This window comes from Scytonema hankhaensis NUACC26 (assembly GCF_045865695.1).
Lineage (GTDB): Bacteria > Cyanobacteriota > Cyanobacteriia > Cyanobacteriales > Nostocaceae > Scytonema.
This window is the reverse complement of record NZ_BAACAP010000219.1, coordinates 68,592-92,192: the sequence shown is the minus strand read 5'-3', so window position 1 is coordinate 92,192 and position 23,601 is coordinate 68,592. Positions and strand designations below refer to the sequence as shown.

Sequence of the window (23,601 nt, the reverse complement as noted above, 5' to 3'; positions counted from 1 at the left end):
GTCTTTAACCTCGTGCTTTAATCGGGGAGATGTTGCAGTCATTAAATAGTCCTCAATTAGAGTAAAAAGTTGCGTAAGTTATTACGCACTCTACTAGATTATGCCAAATTCTTAAAAATGCAAAAGAGATTGGCGATTGGGGACTGGGGATTGGGGACTACAGATATCTCCCAATCGCCAATCGCCAATCGCCATTTCCCAAGCCCCAATTATTAAATATTTGTTACAAATGAGGAAAGACTAGTAAAATTACTCAGATTGGGTTTAGAGCTAACCTCTAAACATGACTCGACAGTCTATTCTGCACGAGGAGGTGTATATAGTGCGCTTTAAATTTTTGGCAGTCGCTCTTTGTTCGGCAATGATAACTATTGGGGCGATCCCTCCAGCGACAGCGCAGACAGCGCAAATACCCTTTTTGCCCTTAGTCCAATCTCCAACCACTCAAACGACTGAATCAGATACGAGGGTTGTTTCGCGTTGGGTTGCTTTGGATGGTCGTTCCTTGTTCCAAGTAGCGGCACCAAGGGCAAATATTTCAGAAAGATTAGAACAAATCAACCAAAATCTGGATACGATTAGCAAAAATTATTTTCAAGCGTCTACAGATGACCTCAAAGTAGAGGTTGCAATAGAAAATCAACTCCCTTTTATTCGGGTTAACGGTAGATACTTGATGACCATTACTCAGCAGGATGCTAACCTGCGGCAAGTAGAACCGAAAGAAGCAGCGACTCGAATCTCTCAGTTGTTAGAAGAACATTTGAGGGAAGGAAAAGAGGAACGAACGTCTAAAAGTTTAATTCGTCAAAGTGGAATTGCTTCTGTTATGGGCGTAGCCATGCTTCTTGTCAGTTTGGGATTGAACCAATGGCAAAAACGCTCCAGCAGATTAACACAACAGCTTGCCTCAACCCCTTCAATTGATAAACCAATCACAACCCAACTCAAGCACCAGCAAAATCGAGATATGCACGAAGTCAGGAGACGCTTGTTTCAACTGGCTCAAGCAGGGTTGTGGGGAGGAGGAACTTATTTCATACTCGGTTTGTTTCCTTATACGCGAGTATTCCAACTCGAAATTCTTACAGCCCTACAAATCCCTTTGAGATTAGGTATTGTAGGACTGGGTGCTTATGTTGCTACCCGTTTTAGCTATGCTCTTATCGATCGCTTTACTTCAGCGATTGTGAATAGCAGGGTCTTGCTGACTCCTGAAACCTCCGAACGCTTGCAGTTAAGGATTTCTACTATCTCTGGCGTTACTAAAGGTGTTGTCACGATTGTTTGGATAGTTGCTGGAATTTTGGCAGCACTCACTTCATTAGGGATAAATATTCTTCCCTTACTGGCTGGTGCTAGTTTGGTGGGTGTGGCGATTTCCCTTGCCTCGCAAAACCTGATTAAAGACGCAATTAACGGGTTTCTCATTATTGTAGAAGACCAATATGCCGTAGGTGATGTTATAGATGTGGGTAATGTGGGAGGTTTGGTGGAAAATCTCAATCTCCGCATGACTCAGTTGCGAGACGCGGAAGGGCGGCTCATTTCAATTCCTAACAGCGAAATCAAAATAGTTGCCAATCGCTCGAGTCGCTGGTCGAGGGCTGATTTAACTATCCCCGTAGCTTATGATGCCAATATTGATAGTGCGTTGGAATTGATTGGTACAGTTGCTTTAGATATGGATGGAGATCCTAAATGGCAGCATCAAATCGTTGAAACTCCTCAAGTCTTGGGAGTTGATAATTTTGGTGAAAGGGGTTTAATTATTCGCGTTTGGATTAAAACACAACCCCTCAAGCAATGGGATGTCGCACGGGAATATCGCCGCCGTCTGAAAGTTGCCTTCGATCGAGCAGGAATAGAAATTCCTGTCCCTCAGCAAGCTATTTGGATCAACGATGGTCATTTGCTGAAATCTTCTGTTGATGGCAGAGAGAATTGATAGGTGGTTAGTGGTTAGTTGTTAGTAGTGTAGGATAGGCGTCTCGCCTGTCACAGTTCTTTAGTAGGTAGGGCATTGCCCACCACTAACACTTTTGGTGGGCAATGCCCACCCTATTTTCCACTTTTTAGTACTCATGTACTATAATAAAGATAGCATTCATACGGGTGCAGGATAGCGATAGGGAGAGGGATTCAACGATTTGACCTATGATTAAGCACTATATTCTCAGCCTCAATCCAACTGCCAAGCACGAATGGGATCGCTGCATCTTGCGCGATCCACTTACAGCAAAACGTCCAGATCTCGCCAAATTAGTTGCCGAAGTTGTTGGTGCGGATACGGGAAGTTATTTGGTAAGTGTCAATATTGAAGTTCAAGTTTTGGAACAAGCTGTAGTTCCTCAAACAGAACAACTTACACTAAACATTTTAGAGGTGAATGACAACCCTCAAATACGAGAAGCCGCATAGAACAATACGTAATTTTTAATTCGCGATTCCCGCCTGCATTGGGAATGGCGAATTACCTACAATTTTAATAGGGAAAAATATATTTTATCTATGATGCAATTGAATCATTATCCAGCCGCGATCGCTCAAGCCGTTCAAAGAGTTAATGAAATTGACTCTCAGCTAATGGCAGTGCAGCATCAGATTAACCGCTTTGAAGGTAATGCAGATCGCAACGCTGCTTTTGATATAGATTTAAAGAACGATACTCAACGCAAAGCACGTCGTTTTGAATTGTTACTTGTTAATCAAGAATATCAAAAAGCAGTGGATACCTTGATGCGTTTGACTTCTGATAAAGCAAATGCCATAGCTCATGTCGAATATCTACGCAATCAGTTTAGTGTAGCAAAACTGGAGACAAGACTAGCGATCGCGCAACAACTTACAGATTTTGAAGCTCGTGAGTTAGTGGGATTGTAGGGGCTAATTGCTAATTGTGGTGTTCAGGAGTTTGGCGATTTGTTGATTGATAACTGTGACATCAAAACGCTGACTAGCAGTAGTTCTAGCATTATTAGCTATAGTCACAGTTTTCTCTCGTTCTTGAAAACAATTTGTAATGACTCTTGCTAGTTCTCCTACATCTCCTGGAATGACTAAAAAACCATTTATACCGTGCTCTACCAACTCAATAGCACCCCCTGCTTTTGCTGCAATAACGGGTTTTCCGCAGAGCATCGCCTCTACAATCACTCTCCCAAAAGGTTCTGCAGCAGTTGAGGTGTGAGCAACGACATCGCAAGCTGTCATTAATAGAGGAATTTCGGAACGAAATCCTAAAAATTTGACTCTATTTTCTAGTCCCAGCTTTGTCACTTGTTGGTGCAAATGTTGAACGTATTCTTGTTCCCCAAACAAAGCATCACCAACTAGAATAACTGTCACTTCTTGGGGACATTGTGACAGTGCTTCTATTAATATATGCTGTCCTTTCCAAGGTGCAAGGCGGCTGAAGTGTCCAACAATAAATTGTCCTTCAAGTTCGAGTTCTTGTTTGATTTGCTTAATTTCTGATTCTTGAACTTTAAAGTTTGCAGGCTCGAATCCATTATAGACAACTTCTACGATTTTTGAATTTCCACCTGCTGCTATAAAAGCGGTTTTACTTGCTTCGGAATTGGCAATGACTAATGAGGCAGAACGATTGGCTAGAGTAACGGCAATGCGACGGTTTGTGGAACTAAAATGCTCTGGAGAAAGAATATCGTGTAAGTGATAGACTAGAGGGCGACGGCTGAAGAAACTAGCTAATGCACCAACTACCAATGCTTTTTGCGTGTTGGCGTAGATGACATCAAATTGCTTTGCTCTTTGCACAACTTTGGTAATCAAAGGTATGAGTTGACTCAAGCTACCTAATCCTTGTGCAAAGCTACTTTCTTTGCGGACTTGTATTTGTTGAGTTGTTAGAACTTCGACGGGTATTTGATTTTTTTCTAGTAAATTTCTAAAAGAACCATCAGCAAATAATCCTACCAAACATTTATCTTTATAGGGTTTGGCAATATCTATCAAGCATAGTTCTGCTCCACCCGGTTTACCACTTTGGTCGAGGAAAAGAATTTTCATAAAAGGTATAAAATATTTGGATAAATCTGATTGTAGGGTCTGGTGGGCTGCAAGATCCCCGACTTCTTAGAGAAGTCGGGGATCTAACGGGATCTAGCTTATCAAGCAAGCAAAATACTCCGCACATCTAAAGCTATTTTACGCCAGTCGAAATTGGCAACGGCGTATTGGCGACACGCTTCTCGTGAAGGAACTTGCTCTTTTCCTAAAAGGACGTGTTCTAATTTTTCGGCAATGGCTGAAGTTTCTGGCGAACTTGTAATTAAGTTGGGTGAGAATGGTTCTAGGATTTCGGGCATTCCTCCAATGGGAGTTACAATAACGGGTGTTCCACAGGCTAAAGATTCTACAACGGCTAGTCCAAAACCTTCAAAGGACTGACTTGGCATTATAGTGAAATCGGCAGCTTGGTATGCTACTGGCAAATCCGCGTCGGGTAAATAACCGAGAAAGCGAACGCGATCGCCAAGCCCTAATTCATCGGCTTGTTGTTCTAGGGTTTCTCGAAGCGGACCGCAACCAGCAATGGCTAACCAAATATCAGGGATTTTGGGCTGAATTTCTGCTAGGGCGAGTAATAATTTATCCAGCCCTACTCGATTTACCAATCTACGCGATGCGAACAGAATAGGACGATCTAGAGGCCATCCTAATTTAGTACGAGCCTCTTGTGGCGATAGGGTTGGTTGAAAACGCGCAACGTCCACGCCACCGGGAATGATGTGAATTTTCTCCCAGGATATTTTATACTGTTGGTGTAAAATATTACCAAATGCTTTACTCAGAACAATGAAGCGATCGCAGCGATTATAAGTTCTTTGTTCTACAAAATACGCTTTAAGAAAAATACTTAGATTTTGCTCACCGACTTCTTCTTTACTTTCGTATGCCCAAGGACCATGAAAGTTAAAGGTAATAGGTACTTGTTTTGGCAGTATATCCATAATGGGAAGGCTGTATAGCGCGAAATGTAAATTAATCGCGTCTGGGATAGCGCATCTTGTTTTCTTAAACGTATTGCGAATTGTCCATAATCGCTTCCAAATGGGTGTTTCTGGAGATGCTAAGTTAGTCAATTTTACTGGCGAATTTGGTTCGTTTTCTGGTAGACCAACTCCGCATAATTCAACCCGGTCTTGATTTGCTGCTAACTCGTGTGTGAGGTCGTAGATATATCTTTCGAGTCCACCTGGTGTTTTGGGAAACCAGCCTACTCCTACACAGAGAATAGACGCAGATTTTGAAGCAGCATTTCTTGTGTTACCTTCCACTTACCTTTCTCCAAGTACTGGTTGTGCGCGTGTCTACTTATCTTTATTTTTTCGCCTTTTTCTATGATGAATCATAGTACGTTGATGCTGACAGTACATTTATTCTTCATTTCCGTACAGAATCTGAAATTTTTATGCTATTTTGTCGAGAGATTTTACGGTTTATCATCTATCTTAAGACAGTATAATTTTACTGAATGCAATATATTGTTCAGTTATGTAGAGAGTTGCTCTGTCTACATTTGTTTTATTTGTTGGGCTGCCCTACCTACGATAATTGCTCGGATATTGTGAAAAACAAATAGGATTTCTATAAAAGTCATTGAATTTCTCAATTGTCTTTATTATATTTTGATTTTTAGTATCTAAAATGATGCGCTCGCTAATACTATATGATAAACTTTGGAACAATGAATTAAAGTCCATTATTCAAAATATATTATTTTGATAAAGTTTTCGTAAATATTAATGATGATAATTCTCCTTTCCGGATTAACTTAGGATAATTTTTATTATAGCTATATAGTAAATTTATGAAACTTATATATAGCAATCCTATCTGATTTGTGAAAAAATCTAAGTACTGTAGGTAGGGAAGACAGCCCACCATAGAAAGCTTTTGGTGGGCATTGCCCAGCGCCACTCCTCTCGACGCGCATAAAGACGCGGACTTCAGGCGGCTCCCCTACGTGTATTTCATAAAACAAATAGGATTGCTATAGTTTCAGGTAATGGATTCAATAGTAAAAGCGAGTGTTGTATAAAATGACATAAAAAAATTAAGTTAAGTATAAAAATATCTTGATACTTAGTCAGTAGAGGAGAGTCACTAATTTAGCTGAAGAAAAACTAGAAGCCTGTCATTGTGTAGCAATATTTACTAAACCGATAAAATAAGAACGTATATGTTTAATCAGTACTTAAAGAAGTTCTTTAAAAGCAAGTACTTTCTTAAGAGGCAATACCATAAGTTTGCACTCACTCTAATTGTCTTCGCTGTCGTCGCAATTTTCATCACACCATACTTTGTTCCCAAAATCGCACCAGCTGCCAATGCTTACACCACATCGTGGATAGCAAACTCATTTGGTGGAGGAAAAAAATGGGTACAAATTCAAATCAGTGGAATGTATGTGACTCCCGATGGTACAGTATACACTAACAGTCCGTGGGATGAAGCAGGTAGAGAAGCTGGAATTTATAAAAATGGTGATGTTATTGGTTTAGCTGACGATTTACACGGATGGGAAAGAAGTGGTGGATTTGCTGTTACGGCTGACAAAAGTTACATTTACGTGGCCATGTCCCAGGGTCAAAGCGGGAGTCCAGGAGAAGATTACCCACCGAAAGGAACAAACTGGCATTGTGTAAGACGCTACAACAGAACAACAGGAAAAACAGCTCCATTTCCAGGTGGTCGTGGTTGGGATAAAAGTATGGCGATCGTCAGCACTAAAAGCCCTGTTACGGGATTGGCAAACGCGGGTTCGGAGTTGTACGTAAGCGATTCGGGAGGAAACAAAGTTCGCGTCTACGATACTAAGACGATGAAGGAAATCCGCAGTTTTTCTGTTCCCAACCCAGGTTCGCTCGCGGTTGATGGCAAAGGTACTCTCTGGGTTCTTCCCAAGGCGGAAAGCACTGGTGGTAAGATTCTCCATTATTCAAAACAAGGAAAGCAATTGCCCGGTACTATCGCGGATGTTGCTAAGCCTAGTGCGATCGCAGTAGATAATCAAGGCAGGCTATTGATAGCAGATAATGGATCTCGCCAACAAGTACTGATTTATAACATAAAGGGAACTAAGCCAGTACAAGTAGGAACATTAGGTGCAAAAGGTGGAATTTACGGAGGTGTTCCTGGTGCTGTAGGGGATTTGAAGTTTGGCGGTATTAAGGGAGTTGGTGCAGATGCCAAAGGTAATATTTATGTTGGAACTGATGGATTCAACCGTTCGGGCGCACAAATCAAACAGTTTTCTCCATCTGGAAAACTTCAGTGGCGATTAATGGGTTTGTCATTTGTAGACAATGCTGATGGAGATCCGGCTACAGATGCTGTGGATGTTTACACAAAAGACGAACACTTCGTCATGGATTACAGCAAACCTCCGGGTAAGCAATGGACATATAAAGGTTTCACCATCAACTCCTTTAAGTATCCTCAAGATCCGCGATTGAATACCTCACCAGACGCTCCCTTCTTCCGCCGCATCAAAGGCAAGCCGTATTTGTTCCTTACGGATATGTACGGTATCTTTCTACAAATTTATCGTTTTCAGAAAAACTCTGACGGGGAAATTGCCATTCCATCAGGGATGTTTATTGGCACTACCGAAGGTAAACCAGCAATGCAAGGAAAGTGGCCGCCCAATCAACCACGAGCGGGCGAATGGATCTGGCGGGATAAAAATGGTAATGGCGCTTTTGATGGTGGTGAATACGATGCCAGCAAAGATTATCCATATATTGGGGGATGGTGGGTAGATAGTAAGGGTGATGTGTGGAAAACTTTACGAACGCAGGATGGCATTCGGCATTATCCTTTACAGGGAATAGATAGCAAAGGCAATCCTATCTATACTTATCAGTCGATGAAAAAGCAGAAGACTCCGAGCTTTATAACTGATATACGAAGAATCGAGTATTTTCCTGAAACGGACACTATGTACTTAACGGGTTTTACCAAAGAACATCCAGCCATTAATGGTGATTATGCAAAATTGGTGGGTTCGGAAATTGTCCGTTTTGATAATTGGAGCAAGGGTAACACCAAACCTCGTTGGCGGATTGTTCTTCCAGTCGATAAAAGTACACCTCCTGAAGTGTTGACTCCTAGCGCCATTGATGTGGCAAGAGATTACGTGTTTGCCGTTACTGTAAAAAAAGCGGAGGTCTACGTTTACAATGCAAAGACGGGGGCGCTTGTGCGAACATTAAAGCCTGGTTCTGAGGTTGCAGGCGAAAGTGGTTGGGTTGATATCCCATACGGAGTTCGCGCTTTCCGTCGTTCTAATGGAGAATACTTAGTGTTTGTTGAAGAAGATTCCAAAGGAAAAGTCATTATGTACGGGATGGGCAGGTAAACGAAATTTTATAGTTTGCTAGTGTAGAAAAATATAGACACCAAAAAAGCAGGTCGCGTCACAGGTGACCTGCTTTTTATAACTATTTTGTTTCCGTAAGAGGATTATTTGAACCTGTAGCTTGGGCATTGCCCACCAATGGTAAAGGAAGCCATTTTTGAGTTCTTGATTCCCAGTCCCCAATACCCAATCCCCAATTTAAGTAAGAGAATTGTTATATAAATAACAGTAATTACAATAATTTCATATTTGTCATCCAAAAGCTGAAACAAAAAATGCAAAAACTAAGGGATAATACTGAAGTGATTATTTTTAAATCTCCGTAGATTACACCAATATATGAGTACAAAAGAGATTCTTAAACGAATACAAAAACAAGTGCCAAGTAGTTGGCTTTATCCGTTACAGAATATCCACTCTAGCTTAATTTTTCGGTGGCTGTTATATCGGGGCAGCAAACCAGCTGCATTTAGCGAAAAATCTGCTTTGGTATTTTCTCCCCATCAAGACGATGAAACCTTTGGTTGTGGTGGAGCGATCGCTTTAAAAAGAGAACGTGGAATACCTGTTGCTGTGGTCTTTCTGACAGATGGGCAGGGTGGTCCCGACTTAGATCCCATCAAACACGACATTGTTCAAATTCGCAAGCAGGAAGCCTTAAAAGCTTTAGACATTTTAGGAGTAGAAGCATCACGGATTCATTTTTTAGATAAACCTGATGGCAATTTACCAGACTTACAGCCCGAACAACGAATTGAGACAGTTGAGCAGATAATTCAACTGATAAAGCTTTACAATCCAGAGGAAGTGTACGTTCCTCATCAAAAAGACTGTCATAAAGATCATGAAGCGACTTATGAATTAGTCAAGGAAGCTATAGCAAAAGCAGGTATAAAAGTAGATCTACTACAATATCCTATTTGGATGTTTTGGAGAGCGCCTATTTTTATTATGCTGAAATTGCAAGACATGGCAGATGCATGGTGCCTTTCAATTACGTCTGTTCAAAATAAAAAAAGCCAAGCAATAGCTTCTTACCGTTCGCAAATAGGAGGTTTACCGAGTGGATTTGTAAAGCGGTTCTTAAGCCCTTATGAAATATTTTTTAAAGTTTCCCAGTAGATAAATATTTTCCGAGCCTCAATTTTTATCGGGGATTGCTTTTGTATCTACTGAGTACACACAGGCAAGCCAATCAAAATAGTCAAGAACTACTGTGGAGATAATGTAAATGCGTATACTACATTTGACAAATCATGTAGAAAAAATTGGGAACGGGATCGTTAATGTGGCAATAGATCTTGCCTGTCAACAAGCAAAATTAGGTCATGATGTGGCGATCGCATCTGCAGGAGGAGAATTTGAAACGCTCCTACAAAATTATGGCATCACCCACTTCCATTTGGATCAATCAAGAACGCCAATTAAACTTTTAAAAGCAGTATGGCGTTATTTGGAGATCGTACAAAAGTTTCAACCGGATATCGTTCACGCCCACATGATGACGGGGGTTATATTAGCATTCGTTTTAAGAAACTCTTCATACCGCTTGGTTTCTACAGTACATAATGAATTTCAGCGTAGTGCAATATTTATGGGGTTAGCTGACCGCGCGATCGCGGTCAGTCATGCAGTTGCTAAATCAATGGAAAGACGGGGCATTCCACAAAGTAAATTGAGTGTTGTTGCTAATGGAACATTGGGCAGTCCCCGCCATCGTAATATCAAAGAATACCAGCCTTTACCCCTACACCGTCCGGCAATTACAACTGTTGCGGGTATGTATCAACGCAAGGGAATTGGAGAGTTGATTGATGCTTTTGTAGAAATCGCCGATAAATTTCCTAATGCCCATCTTTATTTGGTAGGAGATGGTCCCGATCGCAAGATGTTTGAGGAAAAGGCGAACAAGACAGAGTTGACAAATCGCATTCACTTTGAAGGGTTTCAGACAGAGCCTCAAAAGTATATGCTGGCATCCGATATCTTTGTCTTAGCTTCATACCATGAATCCTTTGGCTTGGTTTTAACAGAAGCACGGGAAGCAGGATGTGCGATCGTAGCTAGTGATGTAGATGGCATTCCCGAAACATTGGACAATCGACAAGCAGGTATTTTAGTACCAACGAAAGATAGTCATGCCTTAGCAGAAGCCATAGCAAAATTATTGAACGATCCTACTGAATTGCGTAAGTGGAAATTTGCCGCTCGACAAAATCTAGAACGATTCAGTACTGCACGGGTTAACGAAGAAACTCTAGCTATTTACCGAGAATTATTAAAGGAGTTTTGTAAAGCTTCGCTAGTTTTGTAGCCAATTTACGTAGGAAGGCACAAGTAAGAAGATAGAAGGTAAAAGGTAGGAGTAGGAAAGCAGACGCAATTAAAAAAAATTCATCGAGCGTGATAAAAATCATTCTTCTCTACTTCCTACTCCCTATTTTTAATGATTTCTTATAGTTACTCTCTTTTTACCATAATGTATTAGAAATTTTGTATAATTGATAAAGAAATTTCAAGTTGTGTGGGAGCATCCCGTTTTAGCAAATATGCCTTCAGAATAGAATTCTCGTGATTTCAATCGCTTGGGTGTTTGTTCCTCTACCGCATAAAAAATAAATCGTCTACAGTCTGGATTTCTTCTTATCAAAAATTTTTAGAATTCTTAACAGATTCTTTAAATTTTTTATCCCGAATGTGGAGTTTGACAAATTTATCCGGAAAAACTAATTTTTTTTTTGATTTATGTTATATCTTTTGAAAATGAGCCGAATTCAATGCGTGTTCTACATATTTTAAACCACGTCCAAGAAATCGGTAATGGAATTGTTAATGTAGCGGTAGATTTAGCTTGCTTGCAAGCTAAAGATGGTCATGAAGTAGGTGTTGCCTCTGTAGGTGGAGAGTATGAGGCACTGCTTGCAAATTATGGTGTAAAGCACTTCAAATTGGATCAAAAAAGAACGCTCATTAATCTACTGAATGCAGCTTTTCGTTACCGAGAAATTATTCAGGTGTTTGAGCCACAAATCGTCCATACCCATATGATGACTGGAGTTGTGCTGGCAAGATTGTTGAAGTCTACATCTCGCTACGCTTTAGTCTCTACAGTACACAACGAATTCCAGCGTAGCTCAACACTGATGGGTTTAGCAGATCGCGTTATTGCAGTCAGTCATCCTGTTGCTGAGTCAATGGCACAGCGCGGTATTCCACGACAAAAACTGAGAGTTGTGTCTAATGGGACTTTAGGAAGTGTACGTGGTCGAAGGCTTCAAGAATACTTATCAATAGAACTTCATAAACCAGCAATCGTCACTGTTGCAGGAATGTATCAACGTAAGGGTATTAGTGAATTAATTGATGCTTTTGCTCGAATTGCTGGTGATTTTCCTTCTTGCCATCTCTACTTAGTGGGCAATGGTCCTGACCGTTCCTTATTTGAAGAGCAAGCTAAGAACACTCCTTTTCAAAATAGAATCCATTTTGAAGGCTTTCAAGCAGAACCACAACTCTATACGTTGGGTTGTGATATTTTTGTGTTGGCTTCTCACCGCGATCCCTCTCCACTTGTCATTCCAGAAGCCCGTGAAGCCGGTTGCGCGATCGTCGCTACTCATGTGGATGGAATACCTGAAGCATTGGATGATGGTCAAGCTGGGATACTCGTTCCACCTGCTGATAGTGAAGCTTTGGCTTCTGCTTTAAAGCAATTGCTCGGTTCTCCCGATTTACTGCAAATATGGAAATACAACGCGCAACAAAACTTGGAAAGATTAAGCGTGTTGCGCGTTCATCAAGAGACTATGGCAGTGTACGAAGAATTAACTACAAACTGTAATATTTTTTCGGTTGTTAGTGGTTAGTTGTGTAGGACAGGCGTCTCGCCTGTCTTTGTTAAGCTGTTCTGCTTGCATTTTTCACAACTGGACGGGCGAGGACGCCCGTCCCACAAGAATCTGACTCATGTCCCACAAGAATCTGACTCATGTCCCACAAGAATCTGATTAATTTAGACTACTCCCCTTCTAACCTTGAGGAAAGTTATTGATATTTGGGTTGATATTTGGGTTGATATTTTGGTAGTACTGTAAGTATGCTTGTTGAAAATTATTGACCTGTTGTTGGTGTTGATAATATTTATGCCCTGCCATAACAATGGCTAAAAAGCCCCAAAGCAACATACCAGAAAACGCTAGCATAGCACTACCACCAGGAAGTGCTATAAAACAACCCAGGGCAACAGCACGAGATGCTGCCATGAAAGGATCAAAACGATACTCAATGAATTGAAATACCTTCAGAAAAAGCATTACTATTGCGCCTAAGTACAGAATCGCCCCGAACCAGCCTATAGTAAAAAACGTTTCTAGGATTCCGCTATCAATAACAATTGGTAGTAGTTTTCCGTCACTATTAACAACGAATGTATTGCCAATACCATTACCTAAATAATTTGTTAATGCTCTACTGAGACCATCTTCATAGATCTTTTTTCGGACATTTGCACTATCATCTTTATCGAGTGCAGTTAATGTTTGCAAACGAGAATTGATTGCTTGGGAGAATGGTTCCATAGTGGTTAAGGGAACTACGCAAAGTGTCATTACCAAAATGGTTACCATCAGACGCATTTGCAGTTTCGGCTTGATGGCAGTAATCATACTGAGCAGTCCGACTAACCAACATCCCCATAGAGTCCGTACCAATGCTAGTAGAAAGGAGAGGTAGCCAAAGGCAGCAGTCGGAATAACTAACGGTCCGGAGCAATTGAATAACAATAACAATCCTGCCATCATCATGACAGCAAAGGGGCCAGGAGATGCCATTGTACTCCAAAGCCGGATTTTTAATGGTTCTGGATCTCCAAAACTAGTAATTTTTGTACCGAGCAGCCAAAATTTATCCCACTCTGGTGCGGTTAAATATTGTATAACCCCATAAACTCCTGCGACCAACACGCCCCATAAGAAAGCAGTTTGTATACTTTTGCGATATTCGGGATAATTTCGCCAGTTGGCAACGAAATAGAAGGAAAAGGAAACAGGAACTAGCCAGTCCAAAAGCGAACGGGTTGCGGTAACTGGTGAAGTTTTAATTAATCCTATAAGATAACCATAAACTACGCCCATGAAGGCAAGAATAAATGGTAGTCCCCCCTGTCGAGCATACTTGGGTAAGTCTTTGAAGGAGCACATAGAGATAAAGCTCACCAAATATTGTGATACTAGTATCAATCGAGACTCATCAAAACTACCACTGTAAAAATCAACTAAGCGAGAAACGAAGGGTGTGATAAACCACATCCATAAAGTGAATCCAACATATAGACCAGGGTATCGAAAATATAGGAGAAGACCAACAATAAAAGATATTAATATATATCCTGGGCGCGTAATACTAGCAGCATGTATTGCAATACCTGCAACTGTAAACAGTATTAGCGCTCCAATGGCTATCCAAGCGTACAAGGGTGGTGGTTGTGGAATATTATTTGCCACAGGGTATGGATTGGGATATGGATTTGAGATCGGCTGCCTTTGAAACACTGCGCCACTCCAAAATAAAAGTATTTAAATAGTTTGTCAGTAAGTTGTCACTGGTGAGTCCAGTCCTGCAGGCGGGTCTCCCGCCGTAGGGAACTGGCGAACCCGGAGGGTCACTGATCGCTGGTCACTGGTCACTGACTGCCTTGCCAGGTTAACCAGCCTTGCCAGCGTCCGCGAACTGATGCTAACCACTTTTTCCAAGCGAAGCTTCCTTCACTTGGAAAAAATCGCAACCATTGTATTAGACCTAAAGCTTCTTGAGTTCCTATTAACATAGCCCATATAATAAACACTATGCGTCTAATAAATGGTAAGTGTTCTAGTAATACTACGGTTTCATTATGTACTGAATTGATGACTGCAGTTTCGTTAAGTCTGTCACGGTTGTCTTCATCAAAACGCTGTGCGGGGAAGTGATCGACTGCAATTTCTGGGTCGTAAACAATTTTCCAACCGGCTCTTTTCAGTGCCAAACATAATGACATCTCAAAGTGAACTTGAGCGCCCGTACCTTTCATACGTTCGTCAAAACCAATGGGAGCGATCGCATTGGAGCGAAAACTCATGTTCACACCCTTGAGAAGATCGACTTCGCGGGCTGTACCTACACCAATGTGGTGTTTACCAATCGCACGTCCCCACCATTGAACTATACCTACGACGTTGCTTGTCCCGTCATCTAGCAGTTTGTTTTGCCAGTACACCCAATCTCTTCCACCTACACCCCCAATGCGCTCGTCTGACAGATAGTATTTTTCCATCCGTTCCAACCAATCTTTATGTGGTGCTGCATCGTCATCTGTGACTGTAACAATATCCCCTTTTGCTTCTTTCAAAGCAGCGTTCAGGGCAGCTACGACTCCTGGCACTGTAACTGTTACAGTCCGTAATTTTAAAGGTTCGGAATTATATTCTTTCAGAAATGCCCAACTGTCGCTGTCTGTGTCGCGCACCACCACTAGCACTTCGTCCGCCAGACGGTTTTGTCCTTTGAGCGCTTCCAAACAACGACTGAGATCTTTCGGGCGACGGTAGGTTGGAATAATGGCAGTGATGGTCATCATCTAAAAACCTCGCGGAAAGTGTGGAAACCATGTGGCTTTAGCCCATGAAGGAAACACGACGCGGTGAGGCAGCGCGTTGCCGGGGCAGTTATTAGCGATCGCCAATAACTGCATACAGATAACTTAACTTACTGTGTTGGCTGTTGAACGAGCTTTAAGTTTGCTTAACCAATCTTTTACTATGCCTTTTAACTTAAGCTCTGTATGGTGCTGCCACTCAAAGAAAGGAGCCAGTCCAAAAGAGAGGGCTAAAAGACGCAGGCGCAACAGTGGTGAATCTCCCAATTGTTTGAGAAGGTTGACAAGTTCTGCTCGTTCCTCTTTATTAAAGATAGGAAGAAAACAGTAAGCAGAGTGCAAAAGTGCCATTTTGCGTCTTTGCTTGTCTAATACTTTTGTATCCCAACCCCGATGTTGAAAAGCAGGTAAGAAACTTTCGTTGAAAATCCGAACGTATCCCTTTAATTGCAAATGCTTGCGTTTAGAACGTGTTTTTTTAACGTCAGTCCATACTCGATAGCAAGCTAAGACCTCATCTGCGTAGACATTACCGTAGCCTGCATCTGCAATTCTGACAGATAAATCGTAATCTTCCACAAATTCAGGACGGTTTTCATAATACCTGAGTTCCTGTAATGCCTTGGCTCTAAACATGACGATGTTTGCTGCCACTCTATAGCCAGAAACTGCTGCCATCAGAGCATCGTCTGCATCTTGAAACTCATGATTTCTAGAAACTCGGGACGTGGAACGGTTATTTCCATACTCATCAATTTCCTGAATAGCCGTATGAGCGTAACCAGCTTTTGGATACTTTTGTAGTAGAGCGACTAATTTTTCAACATAATTGGGAAATATAACATCATCTGAGTCCAAACGCACGATAAAGTCGGTTTTTGGCTGACTCATTAACCAAGTATTATTGCCAGCAATTCCCAAATTTTTTGGTTGGCGGTAATAGTGAACTTGGGAAAACTCCTGGCAAAGCTGTTCCATAACTTGAGGTGTTTCGTCAGTGCTGCCGTCGTCAGAAACCCAAACTTCGACATTTGGATATGTTTGAGTGCAAGCACTACGCACAGATTGAATTAAGTACTGAGCTTGATTGTATGTTGGAATACAAATAGCTACAGAGTGGGAATCGAGCATTGAGGTCATCTCAGTCAGGGTTTATAAGATGGAGCATTTAGTAGTTGAGGATAAGAGCGGATTTTGCTCGTAAAGCAAAAACTCTCATCCTTAACTTACAAAACAGTTTTATTATGCTCAATTCCCAAAAGGATCTGCAACTTACTTTTTTCCTTAAGTAAGTTTTATTTTCAGAATAACTTTAGCCTGTTGCGATTATGCCGCTTTTACTTGATTCATAGTCTTGATTTTACTTAACCAACCCTTAACCATACCTTTTAACTTTAATTCTGTATGATGTTTCCACTCAAAGATAGGAGCAAAACCCAAGGAAAATGCAAAAAAACGAATCCGCAAAGCTGGCGAATCGCCTAATTCTTTTAACAAATCGATTAATTCTGCTCGTTCTGGTTTGGAAAAAATTGGAGAAAAACAAGCTGCTGAATGAATGAGAGCCATTTTGCGACGGAATTTATCAATAACCTTTGTATCCCAACCGCGTCTTTCAAAAGCAGACATTAAAGACTGGTTGTATATCCAAATATAAGCCCGCAGTTGATCCCCTTTTCGCTTAGGTCGCACTTTTGCAGTATCAGTCCATACACGATACTCAGCTAATAGGGCATCTGAATAGACGTTTCCATAACCAGCATCGGACATTCTGACTGCTAGATCGTAGTCTTCACTATACTTGAGATGTCCATTACCATAAAATCCTACTTCTCGTAAAGCTTTGGCTTTAAACATGAAAATACTGGAAGCCGTTCGCAACCCGGATACAGAAGCTTTTAACGCTTCTTCCGCATCTTGAAACTCGTGCTTTCTCACAACTCGCCGTTCAAAAAGGTATTTTCCAAATTGGTCAATTTCCCATGTTGCTACATGACTCCAACCCGCTTCTGGGTACTTTTGCATAAGAGCTACTAAAGTTTCCACATAACGCGGTGACATATTATCGTCTGAATCCAGACGAATTACAAATTCTGTATTTGGTTGGCTTAAAACCCAATTACAGTTAGGAGTCATTCCCATGTTTTCTGGATGACGATGATATCGCAGTTGGGGAAACTGTTGGCATAATTGTTCCATCAGTTCAGAAGTTTCATCGGTACTAGCATTGTCTGAAACCCAAACTTCTACATTAGGATATGTTTGGCTGCAAGCACTTGCTACTGAATGGATGAGATATTGAGCTTGATTATAAGTGGGAATACAGACAGCAACGGATGGCAATTCTTGCATATTATGGTGAATCCTCTTGATAAGTAATTATTTGTTATCCAAAATGGTATGAGTGTATTGATTAGAAATTTTGCTACAACCGAGGTGAGGCTTTTTGCTATAATGTCAGAGAGCGATCGCAATCAAAATAGAATTCCTTTGGCTAAAACCAAAGAGCTTTTGAGTAAAAGGATGAGAGCCTCTTGAATTAATCAGATTTACAAAAAGGTTGTATGCGAAAACAGAAAAATGTTGACAATCTTTACATCTTTTCTGTGAAATTATCATTCTTCAAATTGATGATTATGGCTCGGACTCCCGATTGACTAGAGAGGGTTCCTTATCCCCAGTCCCTAATCTCCTATCCCTAACCCCTAGGAGTTAACTCTTCCAACAGATCTACGTATGTTTGTGCCATTTTGCTCCAGCTATGTTGTTCTGCTATGGATCGGGAGACTTGACCCATTTGTGTTCTAAGCTGGGGATTGTTTGTCAGAGTTGACATTGCACTTGCCAAAGCTTCAACGTCATCTGAGTCTGGTAAAACGATCCCTGCTTCTGGTGTTACCAAATCTGCCGCACCTGTGGAAGTAGCAGTAATGACAGGTACGCCTGTCGCCATCGCTTCGATAACTACTAAGCCAAAGGGTTCGTAGCGGGAGGGAAAAACAAAGAAATCAGCGGCTTTCATGACTTCTGGTAAGTCACGCCGCAATCCTATAAAATGGACTCGGTGATTTAGCCCTAGTGTTGCTGCTAACTGGGGATAAGGGCTACCTTCTGTAACGCCTGCAACTGCTAGATGCAAATTGGGTACTTTTACGAGGGCGTACAGTACCGTGTCTAAGTTTTTCCGGGGAATTCTGATGTCACCTGCAAATAAAGCTAGGGGAACTCCTTCCGGAAGACTCCATTTTTTGCGATCGCAAGCCCCAGGAGAAAATTCTTGCAAGTCCACGCCATTGACAACGATTCGTATGGACTCTGGTGGTACGCCAATTTCTAACAAATCTTTAGCGACCTTATCAGAAACTGCCACCACAGTTTGTGTTTGACGAAAAGCCGTTTTTTCCCACCTGGCGTTTAAAGACGTGTATAACCGCTGATAGAAATCGTAAATGACTTGACGTGGATTAAATCCAGTTTTCACTGACTGGGGCTTTACCTGTTTAGCGGAGAATTTTAACCAAGAACTATGGACGAAATGAACGGCATTCAGATCGCTCTTTGCCCAAGTAATCGCTCCATTAGCTTTAACGACATTTAGTTGCGAACGATGCTGCCGCAACCAATTTGTGCTAGCAAAAGCAAAAATTAAGTTGCGAAGCAATTCAGACGGCCATCCCTCAACCGAAATTGGAACCCAATGAACTTGGTGATTTTGTTGTAATTCTGGAGCTATTTGACTTGATAGCAAGGTAACATGATGACCGCGACGAATTGCTTCTCGAGCAACCTCGTAATTCACCCGGCCCTGTCCATCACCTTTAATAACACTGTGGGTAACGATGCAGAGCTTCACGGTTAACTTCCTGTAAAATATATGTATGAATATGAGACTGAACTGTCTACAAAGCAGAAGGACGCCATAATTTCTGAATACCAGATAGACGAACAATTTGAGGCCAAGCTTGAATTGCTCCCCACTTTATCAAATAGAATGTCATATGAACAAAGTATAAGAAATGCTACTAGTTTAATTGGATTGGGAGATAAATCTTAAAACTTGGCTGCTATTCTAGGTGGACCAAAACTTAAGACAAGTGCTATTATGGTTCGGAAAGTAAGATGTTGACGCAAGGAACGCCAAAAGTAAGGACGCGCTTCTCTAATTTGTTTAGAGCGCATTAAACCAATTCCTAAAGTTGTACTTACATGTCCCCATTGTTGGAGAAAATATGGTTTAAATTCCTTAAGCTTTTCATCTTCCATAAACTTCTCATAGCAGAAAAGATCGGCTTGAGCTTTTCTGATTTTTGCTTGAGAATTTCGGCTACCACTCATCATTGTGTCTGTTTGTTCGTGAACTCTATACCGAGTTAATTTTTCAGCGCAATAATATGCTCCTAAACCATTACGGCAACATAGATAATTCACATACAAATCCCAAGAACCACCCACTTCTGGTGGAATGGTTTTCCAGTCCACAACGTCTCGACGAATCACGGCTGCTGTCGCTGTAGAGACTGCCCTATCTATCAAGCTAAGCTTACAAAAAGGTTGAAAGATTCCTTCTCGTAAATGAGAGCGCTTAAACAGTTCCGAACAATGCTCGGTAAGCTCCTTATCTATTTCTCCATTAGCATCCATCATATAATGGTCGCAAAAAGCAAGCGCTAAATCTGGATGAGCTTCCAAAGGTGGTACGAGCTTTTCTAAAAAGTTCTCTTCCCACATATCGTCGTCTAGCAAGCTTGCTACATATTTACCTCTTGCTTTTTTAAAAGCATTCATGGTGTTGGCAAACATTCCCAAGTTTGTTGAGTTGCGGTAGAACCGAATTCTATCATCATTAAAAGATTCAACAATGGATTGTGGGTTTTCCGGGCTGCAATTGTCTGAAACAATAATTTCTATATTGCGGTAAGTTTGTTTAACTGCACTACTTAAAGCCGCCTTTAGATACTCAGGACGGTTATAAGTGGGTGTGATAATGCTGACTAAGGGTTCGGGAGATTTTTTGTTGCCATTCATATTCTCATTACTGTACATTTTTGCTAGAAACAGATATGTTTCAAATAGTTTTGACTCAATACTTAGTGAATAACATATACATATGAAAAGTCTATGTGAATAATATTACAAGAATTTGTCATTTATCATAGGGCTGGTATTTCTTTAATCTGATTTAATGAAAGTACTATAGCAATCCTATTTAATTCATGAAATATATGTAGGGGAGCTACCCTCGCGTGCGGGTTCCCCCGCGACTGCTAGGAGTAGTGTTGATTATCAATTTTTTATGGGCTTTAGAAACCCGTTTGCTATACAGAATCGGGTTTCTTGGCAAACATAATTATAATCTATTAAATCACTCAAAAGGTTATATCAAAGTTTTACCTAGACAATTTTTTTGTAAAGAAATTGTGAATTTTTTACCCAAAACCGAGCTAGGTAGTAAAGTCTATCTATGAAATTATAGAATGGTCAACTCATAATTAGATGAGAAATAGCTAGAGCTTCTCTATAATTGATTGATGAAAAATTTTAAGCACTGTAGGGATTGGGTGGGCATTGCCCAACACCGCTCCTTTCAATGCGTTTAATCCTACTCCTTTGTGCTTACTTCATGTTGCATTTGATGATATTTCCAAAGTTTGCCACGTCTTTGTAGCAAATCTTGATAGTTACCTTGTTCCACAACTCGACCGGCTTCCATAACAACAACTTTGTCTGCTTTCGCAATTGTTGAAAGTCGGTGAGCGATCGCAATCACTGTTCGACCAACTGCTAGCTTTTCTATAGATTCTTGAATGAGTCTTTCCGATACTGAGTCGAGGGCGCTAGTTGCTTCGTCCAAAATCAAAATATCTGGATCTCGTAATAACGCACGAGCTATGGCAATACGCTGCTGTTGTCCGCCCGATAAACGCGCTCCGCGATCGCCCAATATTGTGGCAAAACCTTGGGGCATTTGTTCGATAAACTCAAGTGCATTTGCGAGTCGGGCTGCTTCTCTGATGGCTGCTTCTGTAGCGTTGGGCGTACCGTAAGCAATGTTGTCCCAAACTGAAGTGTTGAAAATAAATGTATGTTGGCTGACGACTGCCATCCTCCGACGCAACGAGTTAATCTCGAACTGTAGTAAATCCACACCATCTATAAAGATATGTCCTTCCGTCGGGTCGTAAAAGCGAGCAATTAAATCGACGAGTGTTGTTTTGCCCGCACCAGATGCTCCCACGAGTGCTGTCATTTTACCCTTTTCAATAGAAAGGGTCACATTGTGGAGTACCAAATTTCTGAGATCGTAGCCAAAGTCCACCGATACTATGTCAATTGAACGATGTAATCCAGGAAACTCTATGTTGCCATTTTGAAAGTAGGTTTTGTTATCTTCTCTCAAAAGTTCTTTGATATTTTCCAGCGACCCACCCAAAGTACTTAGATAAGCTAGAGTTCCATTAACATCCTGAAGACTTGGCACTACTCGCACTAGAACAAAGAAAAAGGTGAGCAGCGAAGCGATGGGCAGTGTAAATTTAACGAAGGAAATAATGATTAAACTGATAAGAGCTGTAGTTGCAATACTTTCTGCTATTGGTTTTACTAGCGTCCAGACAGCAACAACTTTCATGGATGCATCCAATAAGTCTTTACTCGATCTGTAGAAACGCTGTCTCTCAAAATCTTGAGTTCCGTTTGCATGAACGGTACGAATTCCATTGATAAACTCTAGTGCGACTGCATTAAATTTCCCGTTAGCTTTGGAAATGTCGAAACTGCTTTCTCTTACCCTAGCATTGAGTGTTGTCAAGCCCACTGCTAAAAGGGAAAACAACATGACTGACAAAAGAGACAATTGCCACGATATCAGAAACATACAGATAAAGTAGACAACAACTACCAATGCTCTGGTTAGTACAAAAGCCGCACCACTAAATCCCTGCTTGAATCTCTCGATTTCTGTCGTCATCGTGTTCATGATTTCGCCAGAACGCGCTTCTGTAAAGTAACCGAGTTGTAAAGACTGTAGTTGTTCAAAAATCCGCTTTCGCAACCGATCTGCAAGGTTGAGTTGAACAGATTCTGTATAGATTGATGCAAAATAGTTAAAAGCTGAACGAGTCCAAGTACTAAGTAATATCAGTATAGAGATTGCATATAGAGGATTGATGACTTTAGCATTAGCCGCTATGACCGCATCTAACCAACCAATTCCAGTGTGAGGCGAATTATTTGGATTTGTTAAACTCTGTAGAAAGGAAAGTAAGAATCCAACACTAACACCCTCAAAAGTGGCTGCTAGGAAGGTAAACACAATCGCCAAGATAGCTATTTTGCGAAAATGACCAAACTCTCGCAATATTATGTAGTTCTCCTTCCAAAACTTATTAGCTTTGAGGATATTTTTGAGAAAGGTGTTAGCTTGAGAGGAAATTGTGGTCTGCATGTTTATGTACAAAATTAGATGAGCGGGGTAGATACAAATCCATCAATACCATCTTGAGGTTTGTTTTTTTTAGGAGAAAATTGGATGCGCGAACTTATAAATCAAGCTTGGTTCATATTGCTGCGCGGCGCATGAAACGACCAATGGCAGATCCACCTCGAAGGTCTAATTGTTTTAAAAACAATGTTGCTTTAGAGTAGACAGGAATGGGAGTTTGAGTGTGTTGCCAGTATACTCTATCAGTCATGGTTGGAGAATCACCATTGAGAGCGCTCGCTATCAGCTTTTTCCTCCAAGGCTTGACACTTGGAACTGTTGCATGAGACATGGTAGTACCGCCTGGAATAAAATCCATTCCTTCCGGACCGATCGCACTGAGGGGCTCGTTTGTTAGCATGAGTGCTAAGTTTAGGTACGTTTGATCGCCGTAAAGGTAGGGGTAACAGTGGAAATTTTCATCACTGTAAAGGTTTTGGTAGTTAATATAACCTGCCTCATCTCCAAGAGTTATCAGTTTTTGCCAAAGTGATACTATTGACTTGCGATCGCGATGAACTCCAATGAATCCACTATTATAGTGGTAATCTAACTGTTGCTTGCAATCGAACCCTTTGCTTTGAGCAAATTCCAACCATGCTAAACGTCGAGGATGCGATCGCGGGACATAATACCACGAGTCACCGCATAAAGCAATTCCCCTTTTTACCCAATGCTCGTAAAAATCCCAACGGCACTTATTCACGATGTCTGGATCGAAGTAGAATATAGCCTCTGCTTCTGGATGATATTTTTCCCATAGCTCTAACATAAAATCAGGCTTGTAATAAGCAAAGTGCTTGTTTGTATCTAATTTGACAAACCTGATATAGCTTTCTTGACCTAGGGATAATTCTTGGTAGCCTTCTCTGTGAGGAGCGGATTTTGCCCAGGATGGTAAATTTCCACGATATCCTGCCCAAATTACACCCCGAAATCCATATTGATACAAAGAATTTACCAAAATACCTACACCATAGTGATAATCTTTTTCAAAAAGAGTACAGATTGCTGTAAGCATCTTAGTTTACCCATTACTGTGGTGATCTGAAAATTTGGGAGAACTTTACTTTCGTGAGAGTTTAAATGTAGTAGAATGCA

The 23,601-nt window shown here is 41.1% G+C and carries 17 protein-coding genes; 7 read left to right on the top strand and 10 right to left on the bottom strand.

Annotated elements, in window-relative coordinates; genetic code table 11:
• Positions 1-322 precede the first annotated feature (322 nt).
• The 3 genes from ACKTT2_RS30155 to ACKTT2_RS30145 all read left to right on the top strand — a co-directional run bounded on the left by ACKTT2_RS30155 (position 323) and on the right by ACKTT2_RS30145 (position 2,883).
• Positions 323-1,948, top strand: coding sequence for a mechanosensitive ion channel family protein (locus ACKTT2_RS30155; protein ID WP_407893641.1), 1,626 nt, complete (start codon positions 323-325; stop codon positions 1,946-1,948).
• A gap of 209 nt (positions 1,949-2,157) precedes the next feature.
• A complete protein-coding gene (locus ACKTT2_RS30150) occupies positions 2,158-2,421 on the top strand; it encodes a hypothetical protein (RefSeq protein WP_407893632.1) in 264 nt (87 codons plus the stop codon).
• 90 nt (positions 2,422-2,511) lie between these two features.
• Positions 2,512-2,883 (top strand): hypothetical protein, encoded by a 372-nt coding sequence (locus ACKTT2_RS30145; protein WP_407893630.1) that lies wholly within the window; start codon positions 2,512-2,514, stop codon positions 2,881-2,883.
• Positions 2,884-2,886: 3 nt separating this feature from the next.
• On the opposite strand, the gene ACKTT2_RS30140 is transcribed toward ACKTT2_RS30145, so the two are convergent.
• Positions 2,887-4,032, bottom strand: a complete 1,146-nt coding sequence (locus ACKTT2_RS30140) for a glycosyltransferase family 4 protein (RefSeq protein ID WP_407893628.1) — start codon at positions 4,030-4,032, stop codon at positions 2,887-2,889.
• 101 nt (positions 4,033-4,133) lie between these two features.
• The gene (locus tag ACKTT2_RS30135; RefSeq protein WP_407893626.1) at positions 4,134-5,303 is read right to left on the bottom strand and encodes a glycosyltransferase family 4 protein; all 1,170 of its coding nucleotides are present in this window, start codon (positions 5,301-5,303) and stop codon (positions 4,134-4,136) included.
• Between the two features lie 905 nt (positions 5,304-6,208).
• On the opposite strand from ACKTT2_RS30135, the gene ACKTT2_RS30130 reads away from it, so the two are divergent.
• The 4 genes from ACKTT2_RS30130 to ACKTT2_RS30115 all read left to right on the top strand — a co-directional run bounded on the left by ACKTT2_RS30130 (position 6,209) and on the right by ACKTT2_RS30115 (position 12,255).
• On the top strand, positions 6,209-8,389 hold the full coding sequence (locus tag ACKTT2_RS30130; protein WP_407893624.1) for a hypothetical protein: 2,181 nt from the start codon (positions 6,209-6,211) through the stop codon (positions 8,387-8,389).
• A gap of 339 nt (positions 8,390-8,728) precedes the next feature.
• Positions 8,729-9,511, top strand: coding sequence for a PIG-L deacetylase family protein (locus tag ACKTT2_RS30125; RefSeq protein ID WP_407893622.1), 783 nt, complete (start codon positions 8,729-8,731; stop codon positions 9,509-9,511).
• Between the two features lie 109 nt (positions 9,512-9,620).
• The gene (locus ACKTT2_RS30120) at positions 9,621-10,703 is read left to right on the top strand and encodes a glycosyltransferase family 4 protein (protein WP_407893620.1); all 1,083 of its coding nucleotides are present in this window, start codon (positions 9,621-9,623) and stop codon (positions 10,701-10,703) included.
• 463 nt (positions 10,704-11,166) lie between these two features.
• Positions 11,167-12,255 carry a glycosyltransferase family 4 protein gene (locus tag ACKTT2_RS30115; protein ID WP_407893618.1) on the top strand — a complete coding sequence of 363 codons (1,089 nt, stop codon included), beginning with the start codon at positions 11,167-11,169 and terminating at the stop codon, positions 12,253-12,255.
• 162 nt (positions 12,256-12,417) lie between these two features.
• Here ACKTT2_RS30115 and ACKTT2_RS30110 read toward each other — a convergent pair whose 3' ends face one another.
• The 8 genes from ACKTT2_RS30110 to ACKTT2_RS30075 all read right to left on the bottom strand — a co-directional run bounded on the left by ACKTT2_RS30110 (position 12,418) and on the right by ACKTT2_RS30075 (position 23,521).
• Positions 12,418-13,938, bottom strand: coding sequence for an O-antigen ligase domain-containing protein (locus tag ACKTT2_RS30110; RefSeq protein ID WP_407893617.1), 1,521 nt, complete (start codon positions 13,936-13,938; stop codon positions 12,418-12,420).
• A 131-nt stretch (positions 13,939-14,069) separates the two neighbouring features.
• Positions 14,070-15,002: a glycosyltransferase family 2 protein gene (locus ACKTT2_RS30105; protein WP_407893615.1), complete on the bottom strand. Its 933-nt coding sequence runs from the start codon at positions 15,000-15,002 to the stop codon at positions 14,070-14,072.
• A 123-nt stretch (positions 15,003-15,125) separates the two neighbouring features.
• A complete protein-coding gene (locus ACKTT2_RS30100) occupies positions 15,126-16,160 on the bottom strand; it encodes a glycosyltransferase family 2 protein (protein WP_407893613.1) in 1,035 nt (344 codons plus the stop codon).
• Between the two features lie 186 nt (positions 16,161-16,346).
• Positions 16,347-17,372: a glycosyltransferase family 2 protein gene (locus ACKTT2_RS30095; protein WP_407893610.1), complete on the bottom strand. Its 1,026-nt coding sequence runs from the start codon at positions 17,370-17,372 to the stop codon at positions 16,347-16,349.
• A gap of 346 nt (positions 17,373-17,718) precedes the next feature.
• Positions 17,719-18,873: a glycosyltransferase family 4 protein gene (locus tag ACKTT2_RS30090; protein ID WP_407893608.1), complete on the bottom strand. Its 1,155-nt coding sequence runs from the start codon at positions 18,871-18,873 to the stop codon at positions 17,719-17,721.
• Positions 18,874-19,070: 197 nt separating this feature from the next.
• On the bottom strand, positions 19,071-20,045 hold the full coding sequence (locus ACKTT2_RS30085) for a glycosyltransferase family 2 protein (RefSeq protein WP_407893606.1): 975 nt from the start codon (positions 20,043-20,045) through the stop codon (positions 19,071-19,073).
• Positions 20,046-20,619: 574 nt separating this feature from the next.
• Complete coding sequence (gene hepA / locus ACKTT2_RS30080) at positions 20,620-22,464, bottom strand: heterocyst formation ABC transporter subunit HepA (RefSeq protein ID WP_407893604.1); 1,845 nt, start codon at positions 22,462-22,464, stop codon at positions 20,620-20,622.
• 112 nt (positions 22,465-22,576) lie between these two features.
• Positions 22,577-23,521 carry a hypothetical protein gene (locus ACKTT2_RS30075; protein WP_407893602.1) on the bottom strand — a complete coding sequence of 315 codons (945 nt, stop codon included), beginning with the start codon at positions 23,519-23,521 and terminating at the stop codon, positions 22,577-22,579.
• Positions 23,522-23,601 lie beyond the last annotated feature (80 nt).

Coding starts and splice junctions, on each gene's coding strand:
- hepA (WP_407893604.1), bottom strand. CDS start 22,464: ATGCAGACCACAATTTCCTCTCAAGCTAACACCTTTCTCAAAAATATC.
- ACKTT2_RS30120 (WP_407893620.1), top strand. CDS start 9,621: ATGCGTATACTACATTTGACAAATCATGTAGAAAAAATTGGGAACGGG.
- ACKTT2_RS30145 (WP_407893630.1), top strand. CDS start 2,512: ATGATGCAATTGAATCATTATCCAGCCGCGATCGCTCAAGCCGTTCAA.
- ACKTT2_RS30105 (WP_407893615.1), bottom strand. CDS start 15,002: ATGATGACCATCACTGCCATTATTCCAACCTACCGTCGCCCGAAAGAT.
- ACKTT2_RS30075 (WP_407893602.1), bottom strand. CDS start 23,521: ATGCTTACAGCAATCTGTACTCTTTTTGAAAAAGATTATCACTATGGT.
- ACKTT2_RS30115 (WP_407893618.1), top strand. CDS start 11,167: ATGCGTGTTCTACATATTTTAAACCACGTCCAAGAAATCGGTAATGGA.
- ACKTT2_RS30150 (WP_407893632.1), top strand. CDS start 2,158: ATGATTAAGCACTATATTCTCAGCCTCAATCCAACTGCCAAGCACGAA.
- ACKTT2_RS30140 (WP_407893628.1), bottom strand. CDS start 4,032: ATGAAAATTCTTTTCCTCGACCAAAGTGGTAAACCGGGTGGAGCAGAA.
- ACKTT2_RS30125 (WP_407893622.1), top strand. CDS start 8,729: ATGAGTACAAAAGAGATTCTTAAACGAATACAAAAACAAGTGCCAAGT.
- ACKTT2_RS30085 (WP_407893606.1), bottom strand. CDS start 20,045: ATGAATGGCAACAAAAAATCTCCCGAACCCTTAGTCAGCATTATCACA.
- ACKTT2_RS30095 (WP_407893610.1), bottom strand. CDS start 17,372: ATGCAAGAATTGCCATCCGTTGCTGTCTGTATTCCCACTTATAATCAA.
- ACKTT2_RS30130 (WP_407893624.1), top strand. CDS start 6,209: ATGTTTAATCAGTACTTAAAGAAGTTCTTTAAAAGCAAGTACTTTCTT.
- ACKTT2_RS30100 (WP_407893613.1), bottom strand. CDS start 16,160: ATGACCTCAATGCTCGATTCCCACTCTGTAGCTATTTGTATTCCAACA.